Origin of the sequence: Pseudomonas macauensis (assembly GCF_047902425.1) — a bacterium.
Taxonomy (GTDB): domain Bacteria; phylum Pseudomonadota; class Gammaproteobacteria; order Pseudomonadales; family Pseudomonadaceae; genus Pseudomonas.
In genome coordinates this window covers 442,749-466,775 of sequence record NZ_CP138377.1, presented here as the reverse complement: position 1 = coordinate 466,775, position 24,027 = coordinate 442,749, and the positions used below count along the sequence as shown (strand labels likewise).

At 65.9% G+C, this 24,027-nt stretch carries 22 protein-coding genes and 1 pseudogene; 18 read left to right on the top strand and 5 right to left on the bottom strand.

Translation table 11 applies throughout. The features are described from left to right. The first annotated feature begins 37 nt into the window (after nucleotides 1-37). From SD196_RS02150 to SD196_RS02130, 5 genes are all read left to right on the top strand, one after another. Complete coding sequence (locus SD196_RS02150) at nucleotides 38-409, top strand: DUF971 domain-containing protein (protein WP_275609837.1); 372 nt, start codon at nucleotides 38-40, stop codon at nucleotides 407-409. Between the two features lie 569 nt (nucleotides 410-978). Continuing rightward, nucleotides 979-2,658 (top strand): class II poly(R)-hydroxyalkanoic acid synthase, encoded by a 1,680-nt coding sequence (phaC, locus tag SD196_RS02145; RefSeq protein WP_275609836.1) that lies wholly within the window; start codon nucleotides 979-981, stop codon nucleotides 2,656-2,658. Further along, nucleotides 2,655-3,656, top strand: coding sequence for a poly(3-hydroxyalkanoate) depolymerase (gene phaZ, locus SD196_RS02140; protein WP_275609835.1), 1,002 nt, complete (start codon nucleotides 2,655-2,657; stop codon nucleotides 3,654-3,656). Before phaC (SD196_RS02145) ends, phaZ begins: the two co-directional genes overlap by 4 nt. 316 nt (nucleotides 3,657-3,972) lie before the next feature. Beyond that, nucleotides 3,973-5,655: a class II poly(R)-hydroxyalkanoic acid synthase gene (gene phaC, locus SD196_RS02135; RefSeq protein WP_416311013.1), complete on the top strand. Its 1,683-nt coding sequence runs from the start codon at nucleotides 3,973-3,975 to the stop codon at nucleotides 5,653-5,655. 306 nt (nucleotides 5,656-5,961) lie between these two features. After that, on the top strand, nucleotides 5,962-6,576 hold the full coding sequence (locus SD196_RS02130; RefSeq protein ID WP_275609833.1) for a TetR/AcrR family transcriptional regulator: 615 nt from the start codon (nucleotides 5,962-5,964) through the stop codon (nucleotides 6,574-6,576). A 49-nt stretch (nucleotides 6,577-6,625) separates the two neighbouring features. On the opposite strand, the gene SD196_RS02125 is transcribed toward SD196_RS02130, so the two are convergent. The 3 genes from SD196_RS02125 to SD196_RS02115 all read right to left on the bottom strand — a co-directional run bounded on the left by SD196_RS02125 (nucleotide 6,626) and on the right by SD196_RS02115 (nucleotide 8,383). Continuing rightward, nucleotides 6,626-7,516, bottom strand: coding sequence for a phasin family protein (locus SD196_RS02125; RefSeq protein WP_343578138.1), 891 nt, complete (start codon nucleotides 7,514-7,516; stop codon nucleotides 6,626-6,628). 10 nt (nucleotides 7,517-7,526) lie between these two features. Beyond that, a complete protein-coding gene (locus SD196_RS02120) occupies nucleotides 7,527-7,937 on the bottom strand; it encodes a phasin family protein (RefSeq protein ID WP_275609831.1) in 411 nt (136 codons plus the stop codon). A gap of 170 nt (nucleotides 7,938-8,107) precedes the next feature. Further along, nucleotides 8,108-8,383: a polyhydroxyalkanoic acid system family protein gene (locus tag SD196_RS02115; RefSeq protein WP_275609830.1), complete on the bottom strand. Its 276-nt coding sequence runs from the start codon at nucleotides 8,381-8,383 to the stop codon at nucleotides 8,108-8,110. A gap of 140 nt (nucleotides 8,384-8,523) precedes the next feature. Between SD196_RS02115 and ubiE the strand changes: the two genes are divergently transcribed. The 13 genes and pseudogenes from ubiE to SD196_RS02050 all read left to right on the top strand — a co-directional run bounded on the left by ubiE (nucleotide 8,524) and on the right by SD196_RS02050 (nucleotide 19,266). After that, nucleotides 8,524-9,306 carry a bifunctional demethylmenaquinone methyltransferase/2-methoxy-6-polyprenyl-1,4-benzoquinol methylase UbiE gene (ubiE, locus tag SD196_RS02110; RefSeq protein WP_275609829.1) on the top strand — a complete coding sequence of 261 codons (783 nt, stop codon included), beginning with the start codon at nucleotides 8,524-8,526 and terminating at the stop codon, nucleotides 9,304-9,306. After that, nucleotides 9,303-9,929, top strand: a complete 627-nt coding sequence (locus SD196_RS02105; RefSeq protein ID WP_275611868.1) for a ubiquinone biosynthesis accessory factor UbiJ — start codon at nucleotides 9,303-9,305, stop codon at nucleotides 9,927-9,929. The genes ubiE and SD196_RS02105 overlap by 4 nt, the downstream gene beginning before the upstream one ends. Further along, nucleotides 9,926-11,533 carry a ubiquinone biosynthesis regulatory protein kinase UbiB gene (ubiB, locus tag SD196_RS02100; RefSeq protein ID WP_275609828.1) on the top strand — a complete coding sequence of 536 codons (1,608 nt, stop codon included), beginning with the start codon at nucleotides 9,926-9,928 and terminating at the stop codon, nucleotides 11,531-11,533. The genes SD196_RS02105 and ubiB overlap by 4 nt, the downstream gene beginning before the upstream one ends. 83 nt (nucleotides 11,534-11,616) lie before the next feature. After that, nucleotides 11,617-12,030, top strand: coding sequence for a phosphoribosyl-AMP cyclohydrolase (gene hisI / locus SD196_RS02095; protein ID WP_024766215.1), 414 nt, complete (start codon nucleotides 11,617-11,619; stop codon nucleotides 12,028-12,030). Then, entirely contained in the window at nucleotides 12,020-12,358 is a 339-nt protein-coding gene (locus SD196_RS02090) for a phosphoribosyl-ATP diphosphatase (protein ID WP_045212901.1), read from the top strand. The genes hisI and SD196_RS02090 overlap by 11 nt, the downstream gene beginning before the upstream one ends. A 25-nt stretch (nucleotides 12,359-12,383) precedes the next feature. After that, nucleotides 12,384-12,632 (top strand): twin-arginine translocase TatA/TatE family subunit, encoded by a 249-nt coding sequence (locus tag SD196_RS02085; protein WP_275609827.1) that lies wholly within the window; start codon nucleotides 12,384-12,386, stop codon nucleotides 12,630-12,632. A gap of 11 nt (nucleotides 12,633-12,643) precedes the next feature. Further along, nucleotides 12,644-13,150 (top strand): Sec-independent protein translocase protein TatB, encoded by a 507-nt coding sequence (gene tatB, locus SD196_RS02080; RefSeq protein ID WP_343578136.1) that lies wholly within the window; start codon nucleotides 12,644-12,646, stop codon nucleotides 13,148-13,150. Then, the gene (gene tatC / locus SD196_RS02075; RefSeq protein WP_331315705.1) at nucleotides 13,147-13,944 is read left to right on the top strand and encodes a twin-arginine translocase subunit TatC; all 798 of its coding nucleotides are present in this window, start codon (nucleotides 13,147-13,149) and stop codon (nucleotides 13,942-13,944) included. Before tatB ends, tatC begins: the two co-directional genes overlap by 4 nt. Beyond that, nucleotides 13,941-14,648, top strand: a complete 708-nt coding sequence (locus SD196_RS02070; RefSeq protein ID WP_275609824.1) for a 16S rRNA (uracil(1498)-N(3))-methyltransferase — start codon at nucleotides 13,941-13,943, stop codon at nucleotides 14,646-14,648. The genes tatC and SD196_RS02070 overlap by 4 nt, the downstream gene beginning before the upstream one ends. 145 nt (nucleotides 14,649-14,793) lie before the next feature. Next, nucleotides 14,794-15,825: pseudogene (locus SD196_RS02065) on the top strand (methyl-accepting chemotaxis protein); the annotation flags it as partial. 48 nt (nucleotides 15,826-15,873) lie between these two features. Next, entirely contained in the window at nucleotides 15,874-16,746 is an 873-nt protein-coding gene (locus tag SD196_RS02060) for a methyl-accepting chemotaxis protein (protein WP_416311709.1), read from the top strand. Between the two features lie 414 nt (nucleotides 16,747-17,160). Continuing rightward, nucleotides 17,161-18,738, top strand: coding sequence for a methyl-accepting chemotaxis protein (locus tag SD196_RS02055; RefSeq protein ID WP_343578134.1), 1,578 nt, complete (start codon nucleotides 17,161-17,163; stop codon nucleotides 18,736-18,738). Nucleotides 18,739-18,837: 99 nt separating this feature from the next. Then, on the top strand, nucleotides 18,838-19,266 hold the full coding sequence (locus SD196_RS02050; RefSeq protein ID WP_275609821.1) for a UPF0158 family protein: 429 nt from the start codon (nucleotides 18,838-18,840) through the stop codon (nucleotides 19,264-19,266). 166 nt (nucleotides 19,267-19,432) lie between these two features. On the opposite strand, the gene SD196_RS02045 is transcribed toward SD196_RS02050, so the two are convergent. Both SD196_RS02045 and SD196_RS02040 read right to left on the bottom strand, forming a co-directional pair. After that, nucleotides 19,433-20,881 (bottom strand): AdeC/AdeK/OprM family multidrug efflux complex outer membrane factor, encoded by a 1,449-nt coding sequence (locus SD196_RS02045; protein ID WP_275609820.1) that lies wholly within the window; start codon nucleotides 20,879-20,881, stop codon nucleotides 19,433-19,435. A 1-nt stretch (nucleotide 20,882) separates the two neighbouring features. After that, nucleotides 20,883-24,026 (bottom strand): efflux RND transporter permease subunit, encoded by a 3,144-nt coding sequence (locus SD196_RS02040; RefSeq protein WP_343578133.1) that lies wholly within the window; start codon nucleotides 24,024-24,026, stop codon nucleotides 20,883-20,885. Between the last annotated feature and the right edge of the window lies 1 nt (nucleotide 24,027).

The window sequence follows — 24,027 nt, the reverse complement described above, 5'->3', positions numbered from 1 at the left end:
CGCTACAATGGCCACACGCACGTATCAGGAGCCGTCCATGCGCATTCCCACCGCCATCAAGCTGCACAAGGCCTCGAAGAAGCTTTCGCTGACTTATGGGGAGCAGTCCTACGACCTCTCGGCCGAGTTCCTACGCGTGCACTCCCCTTCGGCGGAGGTGCAGGGGCATGGCAATCCGGTGCTGCAGGTCGGCAAGCTCAATGTCGGCCTATCCGGACTGGAGCCCGCCGGGCAATACGCGCTCAAGCTGACCTTCGACGACGGCCACGACAGCGGCCTGTTCACCTGGGACTACCTCTACGAGCTGTGCACCCGCCAGGACGAGATGTGGGCAGATTACCTGGCGCAGCTGGAGAAAGCAGGCAAGTCGCGCGATCCGTCGGAGTCCGTGGTCAAGCTGATGCTCTGACAGCTTTCCCTGTAGGAGCGCCCCACGGGCGCAATCGCGAACCAAGTTCGATCCTACAGATCGACTCCGGTGCGGCTCTCGTAGGAGCGGACTCCGTCCGCGATGCTCTTCGTCGTTGTGACGCGCATCGCTTCGCTCCACGCCATCCCACAGTCCTAGCCAAGACAAATTACCGCTAGAAGTAATTCGAAACTTCCGCCCTCCGCACAAACCTTCGTCGGGCAATCATTCCGGGGCACGCCATTTGCAACATTCGCCATGCAGACTGGTTCTTGCGTGGTTGCCGTGGACGAGTTCGGAAGATCCCCCCTCTCTAGAGCGCGTTTTCTAACTTTTCCCGACATACTCCTAGGAGAAGGCCCACGCTGCACCAGCTTGCGCGGTGAAGGAAACTCGGGTAACCAAGACAGTGCAATGCATCGCACTTGAGGTTCCTGACTTCCAGTGACGCCGCCAAGTGATGAACCGCGTGGAGTGTTCTCCACGTTCCGCCAACCCGAGCAGTACTTGGCCGCGTCACTCCAGATGAGCCTCGCCAGTATTCGTCTCAGGACAATGGAGCGTCGCCGATGACCCAGAAGAAGAACAACGATCTGCCTCAGCAAGCCGCGGAAAACACACTCAACCTCAACCCGGTGATCGGCATTCGCGGCAAGGACCTGCTTACGTCTGCCCGCATGGTGCTGCTGCAAGCGATCAAGCAGCCCTTCCACAGTGCCAAGCACGTGACCCATTTCGGCCTAGAGCTGAAGAACGTGCTGCTTGGCAAGTCCGAACTCAAGCCGGCCGACGATGATCGTCGCTTCAACGACCCGGCCTGGAGCCAGAACCCGCTCTACCGCCGCTACCTGCAGACCTACCTGGCCTGGCGCAAGGAACTGCATTCATGGATCGGCGACAGCGACCTGTCGGCCCAGGACATCAGCCGCGGCCAGTTCGTCATCAACCTGATGACCGAGGCCATGGCGCCGACCAACACGCTGTCCAACCCGGCGGCGGTCAAACGCTTCTTCGAGACCGGCGGCAAGAGCCTGCTCGACGGCCTCACCCACCTGGCCAAGGACCTGGTGAACAACGGCGGCATGCCCAGCCAGGTGAACATGGAAGCCTTCGAGGTCGGCAAGAACCTGGCCCTGACCGAAGGCGCAGTGGTGTTCCGCAACGACGTACTGGAACTGATCCAGTACAAGCCGATCACCGAGAGCGTGCACGAGCGCCCGCTGCTGGTGGTGCCGCCGCAGATCAACAAGTTCTACGTCTTCGACCTGTCGCCGGAGAAGAGCCTGGCGCGCTTCTGCCTGCGCAACAGCGTGCAGACCTTCATCGTCAGCTGGCGCAACCCGACCAAGGCGCAGCGCGAGTGGGGCCTGACCACCTACATCGAGGCGCTCAAGGAAGCCATCGACGTGGTCCTGGCCATCACCGGCAGCAAGGACCTGAACATGCTCGGCGCCTGCTCCGGCGGCATCACCACCGTGACGCTGCTGGGCCACTACGCGGCCCTGGGCGAGGACAAGGTGCACGCCTTCACCCAGATGGTCAGCGTGCTCGACTTCGAGCTGAACACCCAGGTCGCGCTGTTCGCCGACGAGAAAACCCTGGAAGCCGCCAAGCGCCGCTCGTACCAGTCCGGCGTGCTGGAAGGCAAGGACATGGCCAAGGTGTTCGCCTGGATGCGCCCCAACGACCTGATCTGGAACTACTGGGTCAACAACTACCTGCTGGGCAACGAGCCACCGGCCTTCGACATCCTGTTCTGGAACAACGACACCACCCGCCTGCCAGCCGCGCTGCACGGCGAGCTGGTGGAGATGTTCAAGACCAACCCGCTGACCCGCGCAGGCGCCCTGGAAGTGTCCGGCACGCCAATCGACCTCAAGCAGGTCACCTGCGATTTCTACTGCGTGGCCGGCCTGTCCGACCACATCACGCCCTGGGAAGCCTGCTACCGCTCCGCGCGGCTGCTGGGTGGCAAGTGTGAATTCATCCTGTCCAACAGCGGGCACATCCAGAGCATCCTCAACCCGCCGGGCAACCCCAAGGCACGCTTCATGACCGGACCGGAGCTTTCCACCGATCCGAAGACCTGGCAGGAAAACGCCAGCAAGCACGCCGACTCCTGGTGGCTGCACTGGCAGAACTGGCTGGCCGAGCGCTCGGGCAAGACCCGCAAGGCGCCTACCGCACTGGGCAGCAAGGCCCACCCGGCCGCCGAAGCCGCCCCCGGAACCTACGTACACGAACGATGAAGACAGAACCTGTCCCGCCCGTCGACGCCGCCCTGGACGACGCCTCCCCGCAACCGACAGCGACCACCGAAGTGGTCGCCGGGCCCCGCCGCGCCAAAACCCGGCGCAGCAGCCCGGAGGTGTTGCCGGACAAGGCGCCGGCTGCCCAGCCCTTCGAGTTCCGCACCATCGAACTCGACGGGCAGACCATCCGCACCGCCGTGCGGCCGGGCAAGGAGCACATGACGCCGCTGCTGATCTTCAACGGCATCGGCGCCAACCTGGAACTGGTATTTCCCTTCGTTGCCGCGCTGGACCCGGACCTGGAGGTGATCGCCTTCGACGTCCCCGGCGTCGGCGGCTCGTCCACGCCCAACACGCCGTACCGCTTCCCCGGCCTGGCCAAGCTGGCCGCGCGGATGCTCGACTACCTGGACTACGGCCAGGTGACGGCCATCGGCGTGTCCTGGGGCGGCGCGCTGGCGCAGCAGTTCGCCCATGACTACCCCGAGCGCTGCAAGAAGCTGATCCTCGCCGCCACCGCCGCCGGCGCGGTGATGGTGCCCGGCAAGCCCAAGGTGCTCTGGCGCATGGCCAGTCCACGCCGCTATATCCAGCCGTCCTACGGCATACATATCGCCCCGGACATCTATGGCGGCGCCTTCCGCCGCGATCCCAAGCTGGCCCTGGCGTTCGCCAGCAAGGCGCGCTCCTCGGGCAAGATGGGCTACTACTGGCAGCTCTTCGCGGGCCTTGGCTGGACCAGCATCCACTGGCTGCACAAGATCCGCCAGCCGACACTGGTCCTGGCTGGCGATGACGACCCGATCATCCCGCTGATCAACATGCGCCTGATCGCCTGGCGCATCCCCAACGCCGAGCTGCACGTGATCGACGACGGCCACCTGTTCCTGGTGACCCGCGCCGAGACCGTGGCGCCGATCATCATGAAGTTCCTCCAGGAGGAGCGGCAGCGCGCAATCATCCACCCGCGACCGTTCACGCCAAAGGCCAGCTAGGTGTCATGGCTTCGTCATGGCCGGCAGGCACCCTGCCTTGACCAATCGTTTCGCAGTTACTAACAACAAACAGGCGTGTTCGCGGGTATCGACACGTAGCGCCTGATTCGGGACAGCAGCTCCGGGTCGCCCCAAAAGGAGGCCGACTGCTGCCCGACTGCTGATCCGCTGCTCTGTTTTCGAGCAGTTTTTCCTCTTGCGTCGATACCCGTGCATCCCTCGAACCGGCGGCAGCCGCCTGCGATGGGGTCTCCCTGACTCCGGTACAGGCCTTGCTTTGCCATTATCAGGTCGGCCCATTTTCGGAGTGCAATTCATGCGAGAGAAAGCTGAGCCGGGTAACGTCCCCGTCCCCACCGAGTTCATGAATGCGCAGAGCGCCATCGTCGGCCTGCGCGGCAAGGACCTGCTGTCCACCCTGCGCCTGCTCGCTGTGCAGGGGGTGCGCCAGCCGATCCACTCGGCGCGGCACCTGGCAGCCTTCGGCAAGCAGATGGGCCGGGTGCTGATCGGCGACTCGCCGCTGCAACCCAATCCGCAGGACGCGCGCTTCCAGGACCCGTCCTGGCGCCTCAACCCGATCTACCGGCGCACCGTGCAGGCCTACCTGGCCTGGCAGAAGCAGTTGCTGGCATGGATCGACGAGAGCGACCTGGACAGCGACGACCGCGCCCGCGCGCGCTTTCTGCTGTCGATCCTGTCCGATGCCGCCTCGCCGTCGAACACCCTGCTCAACCCGCTGGCGGTGAAGGAACTGTTCAACACCGGCGGCCAGAGCCTGCTCAAGGGTGCGCAGCACCTGCTCGACGACCTGATGCACAACGGCGGCATGCCCAGCCAGGTCAACCGCAACGCCTTCGAGATCGGCCATAACGTCGCCACCACGCCCGGCGCCGTGGTGTTCCGCAATGAAGTGCTGGAGCTGATCCAGTACAAGCCGATGGGCGAGCACCTGCACGCCAAGCCCCTGATGATCGTGCCGCCGCAGATCAACAAGTACTACATCTTCGACCTGACGACGGAGAAGAGCTTCGTCCAGTACGCCCTGAAGAACAATCTGCAGGTCTTCATGGTCAGCTGGCGCAACCCCGATGCGCGCCACCGCGAGTGGGGCCTGTCGACCTACGTCAGCGCGCTGGACGAGGCCATCGAAGCCTGCCGTTCGATCACCGGCAGCCGCAGCGTCAACCTGATGGGCGCCTGCTCCGGCGGTCTGACCATCGCTGCGCTGCAGGGGCATCTGCAGGCGCGCCGGCAGCTGCGCAAGATCGCCAGCGCCACCTACCTGGTGAGCCTGCTCGACAGCCAGGTGGAAACCCCCGCCGCACTGTTCGCCGACGAGCAGACCCTGGAAAGCAGCAAGCGCCGCTCCTACCAGCAGGGCGTGCTGGACGGCCGCGACATGGCCAAGGTGTTCGCCTGGATGCGGCCCAATGACCTGATCTGGAATTACTGGGTGAACAACTACCTGCTGGGCAAGGAGCCGCCGGCCTTCGACATCCTCTACTGGAACAACGACAACACCCGCCTGCCGGCCGCGCTGCACGGCGACTTCCTCGACTTCTTCAAGCACAACCCGCTGGCCCGGCCGGGAGCGATGGAAGTCAACGGCACGGCCATCGACCTGAAGAAGGTCGCGGTGGACAACTTCCACGTCGCCGGCATCACCGATCACATCACGCCCTGGGACGCGGTCTATCGCTCGGCCCTGCTGCTGGGCGGCGAGAGCCGCTTCATCCTGTCCAACAGCGGGCACATCCAGAGCATCCTCAACCCGCCGGGCAACCCCAAGGCCTGCTACTTCGACAACGGCAAGCTCAGCTCCGACCCGCGCGCCTGGTACTACGACACCCAGCGCCACGAAGGCAGCTGGTGGCCGCTGTGGCTGGAATGGATACAGCAGCGTTCCGGCGAGCGCCGACCGGTGAGTTTCGAGCTGGGCAACGCCGAGTACCCGGCGAAGGAAGATGCGCCGGGCACCTACGTGCACGTGCGTTGAGCGGACAACCCGTTGCGGGTTGTTCCCTCCGCACCTGCAGCTGGCACGGTGAGAGGCATCTGTAGGATGGCGTGGCGCGAAGCGATACCCATCGAGTCACGGGCATGCACCACTGATGGGTATCGCTTCGCGCCACGCCATCCTACGAAGGAGTTCCCCTGTAGTTGCGGGAGCGGGCCATGCCCGCGATTCGCGCCCATGCGGCGTGCCTAGGCAGCACCATGCGGAAGTTTGAAATCGGCCGATTGGCAGCCACCCTCCCCTGAAGCTATCGTCGGCCCCACTGCGGCCAGAACCAGAACACGGATGAAAACGCGCGACCGGATCCTCGAGTGTGCTCTGCTGCTGTTCAACGAGCGGGGCGAACCCAATGTCTCCACCCTGGAGATCGCCACCGAGCTGGGCATCAGTCCCGGCAACCTCTACTACCACTTCCACGGCAAGGAGCCGCTGGTGCTGGCGCTGTTCGAGCGCTTCCAGGACGAGCTGGCGCCGCTGCTGGACCCACCGGAAGACGTCCGCCTGGGCGCCGAGGACTATTGGCTGTTCCTGCACCTGATCGTCGAGCGGCTGGCGCACTACCGCTTCCTGTTCCAGGACCTCTCCAACCTCGCCGGGCGCCTGCCTAAGCTGGCGCGCGGCATGCGCAGCTGGCTCAACGGACTCAAGCGCACCCTGGCGACCCTGCTGGCGCAGCTCAAGGCCCGCGGCGAACTGCGCAGCGATACCGAATCCCTCGGACAACTGGTCGAGCAGATCACCCTGACCCTGCTGTTCTCCCTCGATTACCAGCGCATCCTCGGCCACCCGGGCGACGTGCGCCATGTGGTCTACCAGGTGATGATGCTGGTGGCTCCGCACCTGCGGGAAGAGTCGCGGCTGTTCGCCGAGCGCCTGGCCGAGCGCTACCTGGAACGCTGAAATGAAAACGCCCGGCACGGGGCCGGGCGTGGGTACGGCGACAGGCTTATCAGGCCTGGGTCGGCGGCGTCACCGGAGCGGCAGCGGGCGTCACGGACGGAGCAGCGGCAGGCGCCGCCGGTGCCGGAGTGGCGGCCGGAGTCGCCGGCTTGGCGGCAGCAGGCTTGGCAACAGCAGGCTTGGGCGCAGCGGCTTTCTTCACCGCCGGCTTCTTCGCGGCAGCCGGTTTCGCAGCGGCAGGCTTCGCCGCAGCGGGCTTGGCAGCAGCCTTGGCGACCGGTTTTGCAGCGGGCTTGGCCGCCGGCTTCGCAGCCGGTTTGGCGGCAGCCTTGGCAGCAGGCTTCGCAGCAGCTTTAGCAGCCGGCTTGGCGGCCGGTTTCGCCGCAGGCTTGGCAGCAGGTTTGGCAGCAGCGGTCTTCGCAGCGGGTTTCGCGGCCGGCTTGGCTGCGGCTTTCGCGGCGGGTTTGGCAGCGGCCTTGGTTGCAGGCTTGGCGGCAGCCTTGGCAGCCGGTTTCGCGGCGGGCTTCACACTGACGCCCGTGAGCTTCTCGATCTGCTTGGTCAGGCTCTCGACCTTGCTGTGCAGATCCTTCACCTCATTGCGGCTCGGCACGCCCAGGCGGGAAATCGCGCTGTTCAGACGCTTGTCGAACGCTTCCTCCAGCTCGCCCCACTTGTCGATCGCCTTGCCCTTGACTGCCTCGACCTTGGACTTGGCCGAACGCGCGGAAGACTTCACCGCGCCAACGGATTTGTCCACTTCGGTCTTGGCTTCCTTTTCAGCCTTCTCGCCGTCCTTGACCAGGGTCTCGAACAACTTGCTGCCGTCCTTGCTGACCTTCGAGTAGGCCCCCAAGCCGGCCAGCCAGATCTGCCGCGAGTACTTCTCGATCTCGCCGATCCAACTGGACTCTTTATCGGTAGTTTTTTTGCCAGCCATCCTGCTCTCCTTATTGAGTTCTCGCGACACGCTCGAGCGCTTCGCTCAGCGAATCCAGCTTAGCAGAGAGCGCCGCTACATCACGCCTGGAGGGAATTCCGATGCGATTGAGAGCGGCAGCGACGCGGACGTCGAAAGCCTCTTCGATCTTGTCCAGGTTGAACTTGGCCTTCACGCCGTGCAGGCGGCCCTTGACGCTGTCATTGGCGGCATCGATCTGGGTGGTGACCAGCTCGCGGCCCTTCTTCTCCACCGACTCGCCGGACTTGACCAGTTCCTTGAAGTACTCGCTGCCTTCGTGGCCGACCTTGGCGTAGGTGCCCAGGCCCGCGAGCCAGATCTGCCGCGCGTAGTGCTTGGCGTCGGAGTAGAGGGAGGATTCGAGTTCTGCGACTTTCTTCTTGCTGACAGCCTTGGCCATGGTGGCACCTCACAGGATTCAGATTCGATGATGTCGAATAGCTGCCCGCGAAAGGCGGGACTGTGAGCCAAGGTATCGGGGAAAATTAGAAAACACATACCAGCGTTCGCGGGAGCGCCGGCGCCGTCCGCAAAACGGCATGGCCCCGTGGGGAACGGGGCCGCAGAGAATCACGCCAACGCTTTGTCCAGCGCGCGCTCGATCTCGCCCTTGAGCAGGCCGCTCATGGCCGAGAGCATCAGGCCCAGCTTCACGTCCACCGCGATCTTGTCCTCGCCCACCTCGATGCGCCCGTCCACGCCGCTGCGCTTGATCACCAGGGTGTCGCCCTGCCACTCGCTGCTCACGCCGTGCTCGCGGGTGAGCTTGTCGGCAAGCTTCTCTGCCTTGGCGCGGGCGGCCTCGCGGCCGAGGGAATGGGGACGTTCGACGTGGATACGGGACATGCTGGGACTCCGTGACTGACTGACTCCGCGATCATACGCGCCGCGCCGTATCGCCGCACCCCGCCCGGGCTGCGAGCGGGGCGGCGTTTTCCGTGCTTCCTGTTAGAATGCCCGCCACTGACTTCCAGGGTAGAAATGCCATGAGCGAACCGCGCAAGCCCCAAGCCGGCCAGGACAGCGCCGATCCCACCACGCACTTCGGCTACAAGACCGTGCGCGAGAGCGAGAAGGCCGAGAAGGTCGCCGAGGTCTTCCACTCGGTGGCGGCCAAGTACGACCTGATGAACGACCTGATGTCCGGTGGCGTCCACCGTCTGTGGAAGCGCTTCACCATCGAGCTGTCGGGCGTGCGCGCCGGCAACCGGGTGCTGGACATCGCCGGTGGCACCGGTGACCTGACCCGCCAGTTCTCCCGCCTGGTCGGCCCGACCGGCGAAGTGGTGCTGGCCGACATCAACGCCTCGATGCTCAAGGTCGGCCGCGACAAGCTGCTCGACAGCGGCGTTGCCGGCAACGTCAGCTTCGTCCAGGCCGATGCCGAGAAGCTGCCCTTCCCGGACAACCATTTCGACGCGGTGACCATCGCCTTCGGCCTGCGCAACGTCACCCACAAGGACGAAGCCATCCGCTCCATGCTGCGCGTGCTCAAGCCGGGCGGCCGCCTGCTGGTACTGGAATTCTCCAAGCCCACCAGCAGCCTGCTGTCCAAGGCCTATGACGCTTACTCCTTCACCCTCCTGCCGCTGATGGGCAAGCTGGTCACCAACGATTCGGAAAGCTATCGCTACCTCGCCGAGTCGATCCGCATGCACCCGGACCAGGAAACCCTGAAGTCGATGATGGTGGAAGCCGGCTTCGACCGCGTCACCTACCACAACATGACCGGCGGTATCGTCGCCCTGCATCGCGGCATCAAGCCCTGATGACCCTGCTGACCCAGGCCGTGCTGGCCAGCGCCGAAGCCACCCTGAACCGCGTCCTGCGGCTGGACGGCGTGGCGCTGCAGCGCCTGGGCCGACTGGCCGGCGAAGTGCTGGAGGTGGACTGCCAGGCGCCCGCGCTCAGGCTATTCATCCTCCCCGACGCCGACGGTCTGCACCTGGCCGCGCACTTTGAGGCCGAAGTCGACTGCACCCTGCGCGCACCAGCCGGCAGCCTGCTGCAACTGGCCCTGGCGCGGGACAAGACCCGCGTGTTGCACAGCCCGGAAGTCGAGATGAGCGGCGACAGCGCCATGCTGCTGGAGATTGCCGACATCCTGCAGAGCCTGGAGCTGGACTGGGAATACGAAGTCTCCCGCTGGCTCGGCCCGGTGCCCGCGCACCTGCTCGGCGCGCGCCTGCGCGGCGGCATGGCCTGGGCCGGCGACAGCCTGGAAAGCCTGCGCCTGAGCCTGGCCGACTACCTGGCCGAAGAAAGCCGTACCCTGGTCGGCCAGCATGAAGCCGAAGCCCGCTTCGAAGAGCTGGACCAGTTGAAGATATCCCTCGACCGCCTCGACGCGCGGATTACCCGCCTGACCCAGAAGATCAAGCCCGACGCATGAAGCTGCTCGCCTTCCGCCGCCTGCTGCGCATCCAGCGCGTGGCGATCCGCTACCGACTCGACGACATGGTCCTCGAACTGCCCTTCCTGCCCTGGTGGCTGCGACTGGTCGGCGGACTGCTGCCGTGGCGCTGGCTGCCGCGCAAACCCTTGCAGCTCACGCGCGGCGAGCGCCTGCGCCTGACCCTGGAAGACCTCGGGCCGATCTTCATCAAGTTCGGCCAGATCCTCTCCACCCGCCGCGACCTGCTGCCGGACGACATCGCCAACGAGCTGGCGCGCCTGCAGGACAAGGTTCCGCCCTTCCCGCCCGAGCTCGCCGTGGCGCGCATCGAGGAGCAGTTGGGGGCGAAGATCGAGCAGGTGTTCTCGCGCTTCGAGCGCGAACCGCTGGCGTCGGCCTCGGTGGCCCAGGTCCATGCCGCGCAGCTCAAGAGCGGCGAAGAAGTGGTGGTGAAGGTGATCCGCCCGAACCTGGAGCCGGTGATCCGCTCCGACATCGCCTGGCTGCACATCCTCGCCCGCACCGCCGAACGCATCTCCGCCGACGCCCGCCGCCTGCACCCGGCGGAAGTGGTCAGCGACTACGAGAAGACCATCTACGACGAGCTCGACCTGCTGCGCGAAGCCGCCAACGCCTCGCAGCTGCGGCGCAATTTCGACGGCTCGCCGCTGCTCTACGTACCCCAGGTCTACTGGGACTGGTGCCGCCCCAAGGTGCTGGTGATGGAGCGCATCTACGGCATCCCGGTCACCGACCTGGACACCCTGCGCGACCAGCGCACCGACTTCAAGGCGCTGGCCGAACGTGGCGTGGAGATCTTCTTCACCCAGGTGTTCCGCGACAGCTTCTTCCACGCCGACATGCACCCGGGCAACATCTTCGTCAGCACCCGTACGCCCTGGAGCCCGCAGTACATTGCGGTGGACTGCGGCATCGTCGGCAGCCTCACCGACGAGGACCAGGACTACCTGGCGCGCAACCTGATCGCCTTCTTCAAGCGCGACTACCGCAAGGTCGCCCAGTTGCACATCGATTCGGGCTGGGTACCGGCCGAGACCAAGGTCAACGACTTCGAAGCGGCGATCCGTACCGTGTGCGAGCCAATCTTCGAGAAGCCGCTCAAGGACATCTCCTTCGGCCAGGTGCTGCTGCGCCTGTTCCAGACCGCGCGGCGCTTCAACATGGAAGTGCAGCCGCAGCTGGTGCTGCTGCAGAAGACCCTGCTGAACATCGAAGGCCTGGGCCGCCAGCTCTACCCGGAGCTGGACCTGTGGACCACCGCCCAGCCCTTCCTCGAACGCTGGATGCGCGACCGCGTCAGCCCCGGCCAGTTGCTGCGCAACGCCCAGCAACACATTGAGCAGCTGCCGCACCTCGCGCAGATGACCCGCGACACGCTCGAACGGCTGTCCCGCGAACCGCAGAACGAAGCCCGCGACGGCAACGGCCAGGCAGGCATGGCCAGCGCCTGGCCGGCGCGTCTGATTGGCGCGGTGCTGGTCGCCGGCGCCGCCGAAACCGGCCTGGCCACCCACAGCCTCGCGGCCTGGCCGGCCTGGGCGATGCTGGCCGGCGGTCTATATCTGATCCTGCGCCGATAGCCAGTCGCCGCCCCGGCTGGCACACTTAAGCGTTGTAGACAGTGGCTCCGGGCACCGCGTGTGCCCGCCGTACGGAACCCGAGATGAAAGACTGGCTGGACGAAATCAAGTGGAATGCCGATGGACTGGTGCCGGCGATCGCCCAGGACCATCGCACCGGTCGCGTGCTGATGATGGCCTGGATGAACCGCGAGGCCCTGGCCCTGACCGCGGCGGAAAACCGCGCCATCTACTGGTCGCGCTCGCGCGGCAAGCTATGGCGCAAGGGCGAGGATTCCGGGCACGTGCAGAAGCTGCACGAACTGCGCCTGGACTGCGACGCCGACGTGGTGATCCTGATGGTCGAGCAACTGGGCGGCATCGCCTGCCATACCGGTCGCGAAAGCTGCTTCTACCGGGTGTTCGAGAACGGCGCCTGGCAGACCGTCGACCCGGTCCTGAAGGACCCGGATGCCATCTACTCCCACGTAGGTACAGGAAAACCCCATGAGCACTGATACCCTCGCCCGTCTGGCGGAAGTCCTCGAAGCGCGCAAGAATGCCGCACCGGACAGCTCCTACGTGGCCAGCCTGTACCACAAGGGCCTGAACAAGATTCTGGAAAAGGTCGGCGAGGAGTCGGTGGAAACCATCCTGGCCGCCAAGGACGCCGCCGCAAGCGGTGACTGCACGGACCTGATCTACGAAACGGCCGACCTCTGGTTCCACTCCCTGGTCATGCTCGCCGCCCTCGGCCAGCACCCACAGGCGGTACTGGACGAGCTGGACCGCCGCTTCGGCCTTTCCGGGCACGACGAGAAGGCAGCCCGCCAACCGTCGGCCTGAACCCGATTACCTCAAGGAGAACAAGATGGGCATCTTTGACTGGAAACACTGGGTCGTCATCCTGATCGTCGTGGTCCTGGTCTTCGGCACCAAGCGCCTGAAGAACCTGGGTTCGGACGTCGGCGAAGCCATCAAGGGCTTCCGCAAGGCGATGAATACCGAGGAAGACGAGAAGAAAGACCCCAACGCCGCTGCCGGCACCCCGCCGCTGAACCAACCGCACACCATCGACGCCACGGCGCAGAAGGTCGAAGAGCCGGCTCGCAAGGACTGATGGGATAAACCATGTTCGGTATCAGCTTCAGCGAACTGCTGCTGGTGGGCCTCGTCGCCCTGCTGGTGCTCGGTCCTGACCGCCTGCCCGGTGCCGCGCGCACCGCCGGGCTGTGGATCGGCCGGCTCAAGCGCAGCTTCAACGCCATCAAGACGGAAGTGGAGCGTGAGCTGGGTGCGGACGAAATCCGCCGTCAGCTGCACAACGAACACATCCTGCAGATGGAACAGGAAGCCAAGAAGCTGATGGCGCCGCTGACCGACCTGCAATTCCAGGCTCGGGAAACCTTCAACCCGCAGCAGCCGGCCCAGCCCGAAGGTCAGGGCGCGCCCATCGAGCCACCCGCGGCGCCGACCATCGCGCCCAACAGCCGCCTGAACAGCCTGCCGGGCGCGGGCATCGTCCCGCCGGCCACCCCGGAATCGGCGCCTGCCGCCGCGCCACAAGCGCCGGAAGCCAGCCAACCGACCGCCGCGAGCCAGCCGCCCGCTTCGTCCGAGACGCCGCGTAACCCATGAGCGCCGAAAAACCCGACCAGCCCGAAAACGACCAGGAAATGCCCCTGGTCTCGCACCTGACCGAGCTGCGCACCCGCCTGCTGCGTTGCGTGATCGCGATCTTCGTGATCTTCATCGGCCTGCTGTACTTCTCGCAGAAGATCTACGCCCTGGCTTCCGAGCCGCTGCGGCGCTTCCTGCCCGAAGGCGCGACGATGATCGCCATCGACCCGGCGTCGGCCTTCCTCGCGCCGCTGAAGCTGACCATGATCGTCGCCGTGCTGCTGGCCATGCCAGTGATCCTCGGCCAGGTCTGGGGCTTCATCGCGCCGGGCCTGTACAAGCACGAGAAGCGCGTCGCCCTGCCGCTGCTGGCCTCCAGCATCGTGCTGTTCTATGCCGGCATGGCCTTCGCCTACTTCCTGGTGTTCCCGTTGATGTTCCACTTCTTCCTCGGCCAGGCCCCGGAAGGGGTGACGCCGATGACCGACATCAACAGCTACCTGGACTTCCTCACCCTGCTGTTCGCCTTCGGCGTGGCCTTCGAGATTCCGGTGGCCACCGTGCTGCTGGTGTGGATCGGGGTGGTCGACGTGGCCTACCTGAAGAAGATCCGCCCCTACGTGATCATCGGCTGCTTCGTCGTTGGCATGATCCTCACCCCGCCGGACCCGCTGTCGCAGACCCTGCTGGCGGTGCCGATGTGGATGCTGTTCGAGGCCGGCGTGCTGTTCAGCCACCTGATCCGCAAGCGCGGCCCGGAGACGGAAGAAGACGAGTCCAAGGGCGACCAGCCGCCGGCTACCCGTCCGTGAACCTGCTGCTGCTCGACGACGCCGACTTCGTCGCGGCGGATCGCGTGATCCTGCGCGACCGCCGCCTTACCCACATGCAGGAAGTCCACCGTGCCGAAAGCGGCGACAGCCTGCGTGTCGGCCGCCTCGGCGGCCTGATGGGCGAAGGCCGCCTGCTGCGCCTGGACGCCAACGAAGCCGAATTGCGGGTCAGTTTCGACCAGGCGCCGCCGGCCAAGCTGCCGCTCACCCTGCTGCTCGCCCTGCCCCGCCCGAAGATGCTCCGCCGCGTGCTGCAGACCGTGGCCGCGATGGGCGTGCCGCGCCTGGTGCTGCTCAACAGCTACCGGGTGGAAAAGAGCTTCTGGCAGACCCCCTTCCTCGAACCCGAGGCGGTGCGCGAGCAACTGATCCTCGGCCTGGAACAAGCCCGCGACACCGTGCTGCCGGAGGTGATCATCGAGAAGCGCTTCAAGCCCTTCGTCGAGGACCGCCTGCCCGCCCTGGCCGCCGGTAGCCTCGGCCTGATCGGCCACCCTGGCCCCTGGCCCGAGTGCCCGCGCGCCCTCGCCGAGCCCGTCACCCTGGCCATCGGCCCGGAGGGTGGCTGGATTCCCTACGAAGTGGAAAAGCTCCGCGAAGCCGGGCTCAACCCCGTCCAGCTCGGCGAGCGCATCCTGCGCGTCGAAACCGCCGTCACCGCGCTCCTGGCACGCCTGTTCTAGTCCAGGCTGGCTCCAGGCCAGCAACCATGCGGTGTCCAGCGTGAACCACCAGTCAGAAAAACACCGCGACAGGCTTCAGTTCCGAGCGCAGGCGCCGATATCCGCAATACCGGTCGCTCCCACTCTGCGCATCTCCCGCTCAGCCATGCGTACCGGCCCTGTTCATCGCTGGAGCCCCACCGCCATGTTCCGCTGGTTCAACAACCTGACTGTCAAACTCAAACTCGCCGCAGGCTTCGGCCTGGTGCTGTTGCTCACCCTGCTGATCGCCCTCACCGGCTGGATCAACCTGGGCAACGTGATCAACCGTGGCGACAAGCTCGGCGAGATTTCCGAGCTGGTGGCCGGCGCCAAGGACCTGCGCATCGCCCGCCTGAAGTTCCAGTCCACCCGCGCGCCGGAAGACGCCAAGCTGGTGGTCGACGCCCTGGACCAGCTGGACCAGCGCCACAAGGCCCTCTACGACAAGTTCAGCGAAGCGCAGGACCGCCGCAAGCTGGACCAGCAGCATGAGCTGTCCGCGGAGTACCGCCGGCTGTATGACGAACTGCTGAAGTCCTTCGCGGCCCGTGACGCCGCCAAGCAGAACCTCATCCGCAATGCCGCGCTCATCACCGGCGGCCTGGAGAAGGCCGAGCAGAAACTGGTCGCCAGTGACAGCAGCGAAAGCCTGCAGCAACTGCAGACACTGGCCAGCCTGGGCCGCCAGGTGATGGCAGCGCGCTTCCAGGTGCTTGCCTACACCAGCGTCGACAATCCCGCGCTGGAAAATACCGCCGTCGACGGCCTCCAGCAGGCCACCCAGGCCGTACAAACGGGCATGCAGCATGCTCCCGCCGACCTGGCCGCCGACTACCAGAGCGCCCTCGATGCCCTGGCCGCCTACCGCGCGGCACTCGATACCTACCGCACCGAGGTCAACGCCAGCCAGGCCGCCCGTGATCGCATGCGCGACGCTGGCGTGCAGATCGAGAAGATCAGCAATGAACTCACCGTCAGCGAAACCGCCAAGCGCGATGCCGGCGTCGCCCAGGCCAAGACCCTGCTCGGCCTCTCCGCGCTGATCGCCCTGGTGCTGGGCCTGATCGCCGCCTGGATCATCACCGGGCAGATCGTCAATCCGCTGCGCGAGGTGCTGGGCCACGCCGAACGCATCGCCGACGGCGATCTCTCTCGCGACATCCACACCAGTCGCTCCGACGAGCTGGGCCAGTTGCAGAAGAGCATGCAGCGTATGAACCTGTCCCTGCGCGAGCTGATCGGCCGCATCCACGACGGCGTGACGCAGATCGCCAGCGCGGCCGAGGAGCTTTCCGCGGTCACCGAGCAGACCAGTGCCGGGGTCAACAACCAGAAGACCGAGACCGACCAGGTCGCCACCGCCATGAACGAAATGGCCGCCACCGTGCAGGAAGTCGCGCGCAACGCCGAGGAGGCCTCCGAGGCCGCCTCCGCCGCCGACCGCCAGGCCCGCGACGGCGAAGGTGCAGTGAACGAGGCCGTGGGGCAGATGGACCGCCTGGCCAGCGAGGTCGACCGCTCCAACGAGTCGGTCCTCAAACTCAAGCGCGAAAGCGAGAAGATCGGCAGTGTGCTGGACGTGATCAAGGCGGTGGCCGAACAGACCAACCTGCTGGCGCTCAACGCCGCCATCGAAGCCGCACGCGCTGGCGACGCCGGCCGTGGTTTCGCCGTGGTGGCCGACGAGGTACGTGCCCTGGCGCAGCGCACCCAGTCCTCCACCGAGGAAATCGAGGAGCTGATCGCCGGCCTGCAGAGCGGCACCCAGCAGGCCGTACAGATGATGGAAACCAGCCGCGAACTGACCGTCAGCACCGTCGACCTGACCCGCCGTGCCGGCGAGCGCCTGGACGCCATCACCCGCACCGTGTCGACCATCCAGTCGATGAACCAGCAGATTGCCGCCGCCTCCGAGCAGCAGAGCGCCGTGGCCGAGGAGATCAACCGCAGCGTGATGAACGTGCGCGACATCTCCGAGCAGACCGCCGCCGCCAGCGAGGAAACCGCCGCTTCCAGCATGGAGCTGGCGCGCCTGGGCAACGAACTGCAGATGCTGGTCAGCCGCTTCCGCGTCTGATTCCTGCCGTGCTGAAGAAGGCCCGCGCAATGCGGGCCTTTCTCTTTCCGTAGGGCGTACAACCGTTCGCGGTTGTACGCCGATACACCGTGATCGTCGGTTGGCGCATGGAGGTGGTTCGAAGCGCTCGGTGACTGCTTTCCGGTCGAAGTCCGTATGGCCGGATGACAAGGCCAGGCGGCGTATAACGTCGAACGTTATACGCCCTACATTCCTGGGGGGCTTCTCGTAGGGCATGCGGGCGTCGCCACGAACATATCGTGACCATATCCGACCTTTAGTTTCCGAAATAGCCGCCGATACTCTCTGGCGCACACAGATGCGCCCCGAGAAAATCCGCCTCACCTGCCCCATCCCGATCCTCCCTGCCCCGGGCCGTCGATCCCGTGGCGAAGCCTTTCTGGAGCTTTCGACATGTACGATTGGTTAGTAGTCCAGCTGGGACGTCTGAACGTCAGCCTCAAGCTGGTGGTGGGATTCGGCATCCTCCTGTTCCTCACGCTGCTGGTCCTGCTCGGCGGCCTGCGCAGCCTGGACAACCAGACCCAACGCGGTGAGCAACTGGCGACCATCGCCGAGCTGGGCAATCTCAGCCAGCAGGCCAACCTCGCCCGCCTGCAGTTCGAACTGGGTGGCGACCGCGCCCAGGCTGAGCGGGTCGAGCAGCAGAGCACGAAGATGCTGACGCTGATCGAGCAGCGCCTGAGCGGCAGCGACATCGATGCAGCCAAGCTGAATTCCGTACGCCAGACCGTGACCGGCTATCAAACGGCCTTCAACGGCCTGACCGGCGCTGGGGGCAGCGCCTCGCAGCAAGCGCGTCAGGCCCTGGACGCCGCCAGCCAGGCGATGCTCGGCGCCAGCACCCGCCTGTACGACGACACCCTGCAACGTAACGCGGCGGAAACCGCCGCCGCCAAGACCCGGTTGATCCTCATCGCCGTGCTGGCCCTGGCTTTCGGCCTGCTCTCCGGCTGGGCCATTAACCGGCAGATCGTCCGCCCGCTGCACGAGGCGCTGGAGCTGGCCGAGTACATTGCAGAAGGCGACCTGTCGCGGAGCCTGGCGCGTGACCTGAACGTGCAACGCCCGGACGAACTGGGGCAGTTGCAGCGCGTCATGCTGCGCATGCGCGAGAACCTGGCCCGACTGATCGGCCAACTCAGCGGCAGCGTCGGCCAGCTGGCCACGGCCGCCGACGAGCTTTCGGCGGTCACCGAGCAGACCCGTGCCGGGGTCAATGCCCAGCGGGTGGAGACCGAGCAGGTGGCCAGCGCCATCCACGAGATGGCCGCCACCGTGCAGGAAGTCGCGCGCAACGCCGAACAGGCCTCCGCCGCCGCGCTGCAGGCCGACCAGCAGGCCCGCCAGGGCGACCAGGTGGTGCAGGATGCGGTGGCGCAGATCGACCGCCTGGCCAGCGAGGTGGATCGCTCCGCCGAGGCCATGGAGTCGCTGCGCAAGGAGAGCGAGAAGATCGGCAGCGTACTGGACGTGATCAAGTCGGTGGCCGAGCAGACCAACCTGCTGGCGCTCAACGCCGCCATCGAAGCGGCTCGCGCCGGCGAGGCCGGGCGTGGCTTCGCCGTGGTGGCCGACGAAGTGCGCGCCCTGGCCCGGCGCACCCAGCAGTCCACCGAGGAGATCGAGGGCCTGATCGCCGGCCTGCAGCGCGGCGCACAGGATGCAGCACAGCGCATGGACGGCAGCCGTCGCCTGACCGGCAGCTCGGTGGAACTGACGCGCCGTGCCGGCGAAGCACTGAGCACCATTGCCCGCACCGTGGCGGACATCCAGGGCATGAACCTGCAGATCGCCTCCGCCGCCGAACAGCAGAGCAGCGTGGCCGAGGAGATCAACCGCAGCGTGGTGCAGGTCCGCGAGATCGCCGACCAGTCCGCCGCCGCCAGCGAGCAGACCGCCAGCTCCAGCACCGAACTGGCGCGCCTGGGCAACGAGTTGCAACTGCAGGTGGCACGCTTCCGTCTGTGAACCCGAACCGGTCGGTGCTCCCGCGCCGACCGGCAATGGCAGGACAGTTGTCATCCGCATGGCGTAGCATCAGTGACTCGCCACTTTGGGAGAGTGACCATGCGCCCGCTGACCATCGACCTCGACGAACTGGCCTTCGCGCTCGATACCCAGGGGATCGATCATTACCTGGACCTCTTCAGTGGCCAGGTGCTGCTGATTCCCGAAGACGATCCCGACCCGGAGCTGGCCGAACTGCTGCACCGCGAGCCGGAGCGCCTGCTGCCCATCGAGCCGCTGAGCAGCGGCCAGTCGCTGGAGCTGATGCGCGACTTCCTGCGCGAGGTGCCCGATCCCCATGCCTACTCCGCCCTGGCCAATGCCATCGAAGGGCGCAAGCCGTTCAAGGCTTTCCGCCATGTGCTGATGGGCTACCCCGAGCTGCTGCAGGCCTGGTACGCCTACCAGGCCGAACGCTTGCGCGAGTGCGCGCTGGATTGGCTGGCCGATAACCATATCCAGCCGGCGACGCGCAGCGCGATGCTCTAGTCCGGCGGGTTCGCGGGCAAGCTCGCTCCTACGAAGAGCACGGAGGCCGGCCCCTGTAGGAGCGAGCCTGCTCGCGAACCAAACTCCGACGCCCGGCGCCCGCCATTTCTGCACAAACAAAAACGCCGCCCCGAAGGGCGGCGTTTTCATTTCCAACCGGGAGCGATCAGCCCTTGGGCGCCTCGTCCTTGATCGGCTTGGCTTCCGCCGCCGTCGCCTGCCAGCCGCCGCCGAGGGCCTTGTACAGGTTGACCTCGCTGGTCAGCTGATTCAGGCGATCGCTGATCAGCTGCTGCTGGGCACTGAACAGCGAGCGCTGTGCATCGAGCAGGGTCAGGTAGTTGTCCACGCCGGTGCGGTAGCGCTTGTCGGCCAGGCGGTAGTAGCGGTCGCTGGCTTCCACCAACGCACGCTGCGCCTGCAGCTGCTCGCCGAAGGTGCCGCGGGCAGCGAGGCCGTCGGCGACCTCGGAGAAGGCCGTCTGGATGGCTTTCTCGTACTGCGCCACGTTGATGTCCTTCTGCACCTTGGCCAGGTCCAGGCTGGCGCGCAGGGCGCCGGCGTTGAAGATCGGCAGGCTGATGGACGGCTGGAACAGCCAGCTGCCGGAACCGGCGTCGAACAGACCGGAGAGATCCGGGCTGAGACTGCCGGCATTGGCAGTCAGGCTGATGCTGGGGAAGAACGCCGCGCGCGCCGCGCCGATATTGGCATTGGCGGCCTTGAGCTGGTGCTCCGCCTGGAGAATGTCCGGACGGCGCTGCAGCAGGTCGGAAGGCAGCCCCGCCGGTACGCTGGCCAGCAGTTCGTCGTCCAGGCCCCTGCCTTGAGGCAGGTCGGCCGGCAGGCCGGAACCGAGCAGCAGCACCAGGGCGTTCTGGTCCTGGGCGACCAGGCGCGTGTACTGCATCGAGATCGCGCGGGCGCGCTCCACCGAGGTCTGCGACTGGCTCAGGTCCAGCGCCGAGGCGGCACCCACCTCGTAGCTGCGCTTGGTCAGGTCGTAGCTCTTCTGGTAGGTGGCCAGGGTATTGCGGGCCAGCTCCAGCTGGGCCTGGTCGGCGCGCAGCGTCAGGTAGGCGTTGGCGACGTTGGCCACCAGACTGGTCTGGGTGCTGCGGCGCGCTTCCTCGCTGGCGAAGTACTGTTCCAGCGCCTGGTCGCGCAGGGCGCGCAGGCGGCCGAACAGGTCGATCTCCCAGGCGGTGACGCCCAGGGTCGCGCCGTACTGGCTGCTGATCGTCGAGCTGCCGGTCTGCGACAACCTGCCCGGCACGTGCTGGCGCGAACCACTGACACCGGCATCCACCGCCGGGAACAGGTCGGCCCGCTGGATGCGGTACTGCGCCCGGTAGGCTTCGATGTTCAGCGCGGCCACGCGCAGGTCACGGTTGTTTTCCAGCGACACCTCGATCAGTCGCTGCAGCTGCGGGTCCTTGAAGAACTCGCGCCAGCCGATGTCGGCGCCAGCGTTGGCCGGTTTTGCCGCATCGTAGGCTTCGCCCTGCGGATAGGCCGCGGCCACGGGCGCCTCGGGGCGCTCGTAGTCGGGGATCAGCGAGCAGCCCGAAAGCACGGCTGCCGCTACAGCGAGGGACAGGAAGGACTTTCTCATATCAATGCCCCTTATCGGTGGCGTCCTGTTCCTTGGACGCTGCGTCCTTGAACAGGGTACTGACCACCACGTAGAACAACGGCACCCAGAAGATCGCCAGGACGGTCGCGGTGACCATGCCGCCGATCACACCGGTACCAATCGCGTGCTGGCTGCCGGAGCCGGCGCCAGAGGAAATCGCCAGCGGCACCACGCCGAGGATGAACGCCAGGGAGGTCATGACGATCGGACGCAGACGCATCCGGCACGCCTCGATGGCCGCATCGACGATGCGCTTGCCCTCACGCTCGTGCAGCTCCTTGGCGAATTCCACGATGAGGATCGCGTTCTTCGCCGACAGGCCGATGGTGGTCAACAGGCCCACCTGGAAGAACACGTCGTTGGACAGGCCGCGCATGGAGGTCGCCAGCAGTGCACCGATCACACCCAGCGGCACCACCAGCATCACCGAGAACGGAATCGACCAGCTCTCATACAGCGCCGCGAGACAGAGGAACACCACGATCAGCGACAGGGCATAGAGCGCCGGGGCCTGGGAGCCGGACAGCCGTTCCTCGTAGGACAGGCCGGTCCAGGCATAGCCAACGCCCTTGGGTAGTTGCTGGACGATCTCCTCGACCGCCGCCATGGCCTCACCGGTACTGCGGCCCGGAGCCGGCTCACCGAGGATTTCCATGGCCGGCACGCCGTTGTAGCGCGCAAGCTTGGGCGAGCCGTAGCTCCACTCGCCGGTGGCGAAGGCGCTGAACGGCACCATCTCGCCCTTGTCGTTGCGCACGTACCACTTGTCCAGGTCTTCCGGGCTCATCCGCGCATTCGGGCGCCCCTGCAGGTAGACCTTCTTCACCCGGCCACGGTCGATGAAGTCGTTGACGTAGTTCGAGCCCCAGGCGATGGACAGCGTGCTGTTGATGTCGGCCAGCGACAGGCCCAGCGCACTGGCCTTCTCGTCATCGATCAGCAGCTTGTACTGCGGCTCGTCGTTGAGGCCGTTGGGACGCACGCGCTGCAGCGCCGGGTGCTTCGCCGCGAGCCCCAGGAACTGGTTTCGCGCCTGCATCAGCACGTCGTGACCGACGCCTGCCTGGTCCTGGAGGAAGATGTCGAAGCCCACGGCGTTACCCAGTTCGAGCACCGCCGGCGGGGCGAAGGCGAACACCATCGCATCCTTGAAGCTGAAGAAGTGCTGCTGGGCGCGCTGGGCCAGGGCGAACACGCTGTTCTCCGCACCCGGGCGCTCTTCCCACGGTTTGAGCATGATGAACGCCATGCCCGAACTCTGGCCACGGCCGGCGAAGTTGAAGCCGGTCACGGTGAACACCGAGGCCACCGAGCTGCTTTCCTTGTCCAGCAGGTACTCGCGCATCGAGTCCACCACCACCTGGGTGCGCTCGGCGGACGAGCCGGCCGGGGTCTGCACCTGGGCGAACAGTACGCCCTGGTCCTCGTCGGGGAGGAACGCGGTGGGGATGCGAGTGAACAGGTAGACCATGCCGCCGAGGATCAGCACGTACATCAGCAGGTAGGGGATGCGGTGCTTGAGGATCGACGCCACGCCACGCTCGTAACCGTGGGTGGTGGACAGGAACATGCGGTTGAACCAGCCGAAGAAGCCCCGCTTGTGCTCGCCATGGTCGCCCTTCTCGATGGGCTTGAGCATGGTGGCGCAGAGCGCCGGGGTCAGGATCAGCGCCACCAGCACCGACAGGGCCATGGCCGAGACGATGGTGATGGAGAACTGCCGATAGATCACCCCGGTGGAACCGCCGAAGAATGCCATCGGCAGGAACACCGCCGAGAGCACCAGGGCGATACCCACCAGCGCGCCCTGGATCTGTCCCATGGACTTGCGCGCGGCTTCCTTGGGCGACAGGCCTTCCTCGGCCATCACCCGCTCGACGTTCTCCACCACGACGATGGCGTCGTCCACCAACAGGCCGATCGCCAGCACCATGCCGAACATGGTCAGGGTGTTGATCGAGAAGCCGAAGGCGGCGAGCACGCCGAAGGTGCCCAGCAGCACCACCGGCACGGCGATCGTCGGGATCAGCGTGGCGCGGAAGTTCTGCAGGAACAGGTACATCACCAGGAACACCAGCAGGATCGCTTCGCCCAGGGTCTTGACCACCTCATGGATGGAGGCGGAGACCACCGGGGTGGTGTCGTACGGGTAGACGATCTTCATGCCCTGCGGGAAGAACGGCTCCAGGGTCTTCAGGGTGGAGCGGATCGCCTTGGCGGTGTCCAGCGCGTTGGCGCCGGTGGCCAGCTTGATCGCGATACCCGAGGCCGGTTTGCCGTTGAACTGGGCGTTGATGCTGTAGTCCTGGCCACCCAGGGCCACGTCGGCGACGTCCTTCAGGCGAACCTGGGAGCCGTCGGCGTTGACCTTGAGGAGGATTTCCTTGAACTGCTCGGCGCTCTGCAGGCGGGTCTTGCCGATGATGGTGGCGTTGAGCTGCTGCCCCTTGAGCGCGGGCAGGCCGCCCAACTGGCCGGAGGAGATCTGCACGTTCTGCGCCTGGATCGCCGCCTTCACGTCGGCCGGGGTCATCTGGAAGCTGTTGAGCTTGGCCGGGTCCAGCCAGATGCGCATGGCGTACTGCGAACCGAACACCTGGAAGTCGCCCACACCAGCGGTCCGCGACAGCGGGTCCTGGATGTTGGAGACGATGTAGTTCGACAGGTCTTCCTTGGTCATGCTGCCGTCGGTGGAGACAACGCCGACCACCATCAGGAAGTTCTTCACCGCCTTGGTCACGCGGATGCCCTGCTGCTGCACTTCCTGCGGCAGGAGCGGCGTGGCCAGCTGCAGCTTGTTCTGCACCTGGACCTGGGCGATGTCAGGGCTGGTGCCCTGGTCGAAGGTCACGGTGATGGTCATGCTGCCGTCGGAGTTGGACTCCGAGGAGATGTAGCGCAGATGGTCGAGACCGTTCATCTGCTGCTCGATGACCTGCACCACGGTGTCCTGCACCGTTTCGGCGGAGGCACCGGGGTAGGCGACCTGGATGGCGATGGCCGGCGGTGCGATGGCCGGATACTGGTTCACCGGCAGCTTGAGGATCGACAGACCGCCCGCCAGCATGATCACCAGGGCGATCACCCAGGCAAAGATGGGCCGGTCAATGAAAAACTTCGACATT

Excerpts from the sequence above, each read along its gene's own strand:
- SD196_RS02040 (WP_343578133.1), bottom strand. The coding sequence starts at position 24,026 with ATGTCGAAGTTTTTCATTGACCGGCCCATCTTTGCCTGGGTGATCGCC.
- SD196_RS02115 (WP_275609830.1), bottom strand. The coding sequence starts at position 8,383 with ATGTCCCGTATCCACGTCGAACGTCCCCATTCCCTCGGCCGCGAGGCC.
- SD196_RS02130 (WP_275609833.1), top strand. The coding sequence starts at position 5,962 with ATGAAAACGCGCGACCGGATCCTCGAGTGTGCTCTGCTGCTGTTCAAC.
- SD196_RS02055 (WP_343578134.1), top strand. The coding sequence starts at position 17,161 with ATGTACGATTGGTTAGTAGTCCAGCTGGGACGTCTGAACGTCAGCCTC.
- SD196_RS02090 (WP_045212901.1), top strand. The coding sequence starts at position 12,020 with ATGAGCACTGATACCCTCGCCCGTCTGGCGGAAGTCCTCGAAGCGCGC.
- tatB (WP_343578136.1), top strand. The coding sequence starts at position 12,644 with ATGTTCGGTATCAGCTTCAGCGAACTGCTGCTGGTGGGCCTCGTCGCC.
- ubiE (WP_275609829.1), top strand. The coding sequence starts at position 8,524 with ATGAGCGAACCGCGCAAGCCCCAAGCCGGCCAGGACAGCGCCGATCCC.
- SD196_RS02150 (WP_275609837.1), top strand. The coding sequence starts at position 38 with ATGCGCATTCCCACCGCCATCAAGCTGCACAAGGCCTCGAAGAAGCTT.
- phaZ (WP_275609835.1), top strand. The coding sequence starts at position 2,655 with ATGAAGACAGAACCTGTCCCGCCCGTCGACGCCGCCCTGGACGACGCC.
- SD196_RS02125 (WP_343578138.1), bottom strand. The coding sequence starts at position 7,516 with ATGGCTGGCAAAAAAACTACCGATAAAGAGTCCAGTTGGATCGGCGAG.
- SD196_RS02045 (WP_275609820.1), bottom strand. The coding sequence starts at position 20,881 with ATGAGAAAGTCCTTCCTGTCCCTCGCTGTAGCGGCAGCCGTGCTTTCG.
- SD196_RS02050 (WP_275609821.1), top strand. The coding sequence starts at position 18,838 with ATGCGCCCGCTGACCATCGACCTCGACGAACTGGCCTTCGCGCTCGAT.
- SD196_RS02120 (WP_275609831.1), bottom strand. The coding sequence starts at position 7,937 with ATGGCCAAGGCTGTCAGCAAGAAGAAAGTCGCAGAACTCGAATCCTCC.
- phaC (WP_416311013.1), top strand. The coding sequence starts at position 3,973 with ATGCGAGAGAAAGCTGAGCCGGGTAACGTCCCCGTCCCCACCGAGTTC.
- SD196_RS02060 (WP_416311709.1), top strand. The coding sequence starts at position 15,874 with ATGCAGCGTATGAACCTGTCCCTGCGCGAGCTGATCGGCCGCATCCAC.
- tatC (WP_331315705.1), top strand. The coding sequence starts at position 13,147 with ATGAGCGCCGAAAAACCCGACCAGCCCGAAAACGACCAGGAAATGCCC.
- hisI (WP_024766215.1), top strand. The coding sequence starts at position 11,617 with ATGAAAGACTGGCTGGACGAAATCAAGTGGAATGCCGATGGACTGGTG.
- SD196_RS02085 (WP_275609827.1), top strand. The coding sequence starts at position 12,384 with ATGGGCATCTTTGACTGGAAACACTGGGTCGTCATCCTGATCGTCGTG.
- ubiB (WP_275609828.1), top strand. The coding sequence starts at position 9,926 with ATGAAGCTGCTCGCCTTCCGCCGCCTGCTGCGCATCCAGCGCGTGGCG.
- phaC (WP_275609836.1), top strand. The coding sequence starts at position 979 with ATGACCCAGAAGAAGAACAACGATCTGCCTCAGCAAGCCGCGGAAAAC.